We start from the raw sequence: 1,876 nt of genomic DNA on the forward strand, positions 1-1,876 counted from the left end.
CTCGGTCAGGCGCAGCAGCATCTGCCGGCTGGGCAGCGCGCGGCCGGTTTCCAGGCAGCTCAGGTGGCGGGTGGACAACCCCGCCTCGTCGGCCAGTTCGAACTGGCTCCAGTGGCGGCGCTGGCGCCATTCGCGCAGCAGCGTGCCGACCGGGGCCGCCTGGGAAGGGGAGGAAGAGGAAGCAAGCATGGCCGCCACCTTAGCGCGCCTGCATGCCAGCGGCCATGACCTGGGAGGTCATCGCCACGGGGCGGGCTGGCGCTCAGCATCAAAGCCGTTGTCCTCATCCACTTTGAAGGAGTCTTGCCATGACCACGATCTCTTCGACCTCTGCCTTCCCGGCCGCCGAACGCGCCACGCCGCAGACGGCCTTTCTTCGTCGCCTGCTGAAGGTGGACGCCGCGCTCAGCGCCGCCAGCGCGCTGCCGATGCTGGTCGCATCCAACTGGCTGGGCGGGCTCACCGGCCTGCCCACCGCGCTGCTGTTCGGCGCCGGGCTGTTCCTGCTCGCATGGGTGGCGGCGCTGGCTTGGCTGGCCACGCGTGAGCGGCTGCCTCGGCCGTTGCTGTGGGCCGTGGCGCTCTTGAACCTGGGCTGGACGCTGGACTGCGCCTGGGTTGCTTTTGGCGCTGCGTTTGCAACCACAGCGCTGGGCCAGGGTTTCCTGGCGCTGCAGGGGGTGACCACTCTGCTGCTGGCCGACCTGATGCTGTGGGCGCTGTGGCGCAGCAGGTGAACCGCCTCAATCGCCCAGAACGGCAAATGCGGCCACTGCGTTGCTGGTTCTCCGCATCAACGACGGGCGTGAACGGTTGTGCAATGTCACAGTCATGGGCGGGGCAGCGTCAAGCTGCCGGCAAGCCCAGCAATTCACGGGCGATGGCGGGCGAAGCCACTTTGCGGCCGGCACGCTCGGCGCAGGCGGCGAGGTGCTGGATCAGCGCGCCGTTGCCGCTGGCGCGGCTGCCGTCGGGCAGGTAGAAGGTGTCTTCCAGGCCGGTGCGCAGCATGCCGCCGAGCTCGGCGGTCTTCTGGTGCACCGGCCAGATCTCGGCGCGGCCGATCAACGTGGTCTGCCACAGCGCGCCGTCGGGCAGCCAGCGGGGCAGCAGCGCGAGCAGGTCGGCGTCGCACGGCATGCCGGAAGCCACGCCCATCACGAAGTTCACGTCCACCGGGTGGCCGGCGGGCGCCATGCCGCTTTTCACAAACATCGCGACCGAGCGCACGATGCCGACGTCGAAGCATTCGAACTCGGGGTGCGTGCCGCATTCGGCCATCACGTCCAGGAACTGCTGGACCTTGGTGACCGGGTTATCGAAGACCATGGGCGGCCAGGCCCACTGGCCGTTGTCCTTGAGCTTCAGGTAGTTCAGGCTGCCGGCGTTGCAGGCGGCGATCTCCGGCTTCACGCGGCGGATGCAGGCGGCTGGGCCGCTGATGTCCGGGCCGATCACGCCGGTGGTCAGGTTGATGATGACGCCGGGGCAGGCGGTGCGGATCGCGGCGGTCACCGCCTCCGCCACGTCCGGATCCCAGCTGGGCCAGTGGCCCATGCCGTCCTGCTGCTGGCGCAGGTGCACATGCATGACGGAGGCCCCGGCGTTGAAGGCGTCGCGCGCCTCGGCGGCCATTTGCGCGGGCGTCACCGGCACCGGGTGTTGCCTGGGGTCGGTCAGCACGCCGGTCAGCGCGCAGGTGAGGATCACGTTGTCGTTCATCTCAAGACGCCTCCAGGGTCAGCTCGACCAGCAGCGCGCCGCTGCGCACCGAGGCCTTGGGTGCCACGTGCACCGCGCGCACCGTGCCTGCGGCGCGGGCGTGTTGCCACATCTCCATCTTCATCGCCTCGACGCAGACCAGCGGCTGGCCCAG

4 protein-coding genes are annotated in these 1,876 nt (G+C 69.5%); 1 reads left to right on the forward strand and 3 read right to left on the reverse strand.

The features are described from left to right. Positions 1 to 189: helix-turn-helix domain-containing protein (locus tag FKP22_RS28975; RefSeq protein WP_141291607.1), on the reverse strand; the 189-nt coding region annotated here is incomplete at its 3' end. A 119-nt stretch (positions 190 to 308) separates the two neighbouring features. Between FKP22_RS28975 and FKP22_RS28980 the strand changes: the two genes are divergently transcribed. Then, complete coding sequence (locus FKP22_RS28980) at positions 309 to 737, forward strand: hypothetical protein (RefSeq protein ID WP_141291609.1); 429 nt, start codon at positions 309 to 311, stop codon at positions 735 to 737. A 109-nt stretch (positions 738 to 846) separates the two neighbouring features. Here FKP22_RS28980 and FKP22_RS28985 read toward each other — a convergent pair whose 3' ends face one another. Together FKP22_RS28985 and FKP22_RS28990 are read right to left on the reverse strand one after the other, a co-directional pair. After that, on the reverse strand, positions 847 to 1,722 hold the full coding sequence (locus FKP22_RS28985) for a beta-keto acid cleavage family enzyme (protein ID WP_141291611.1): 876 nt from the start codon (positions 1,720 to 1,722) through the stop codon (positions 847 to 849). Position 1,723: 1 nt separating this feature from the next. After that, positions 1,724 to 1,876 (reverse strand): biotin/lipoyl-containing protein, encoded by a 153-nt coding sequence (locus FKP22_RS28990; RefSeq protein ID WP_310733389.1) that lies wholly within the window; start codon positions 1,874 to 1,876, stop codon positions 1,724 to 1,726.

The sequence above is a fragment of the Ideonella azotifigens genome (genome assembly GCF_006519715.1).
Taxonomy (GTDB): Bacteria; Pseudomonadota; Gammaproteobacteria; order Burkholderiales; family Burkholderiaceae_C; genus Ideonella; species Ideonella azotifigens.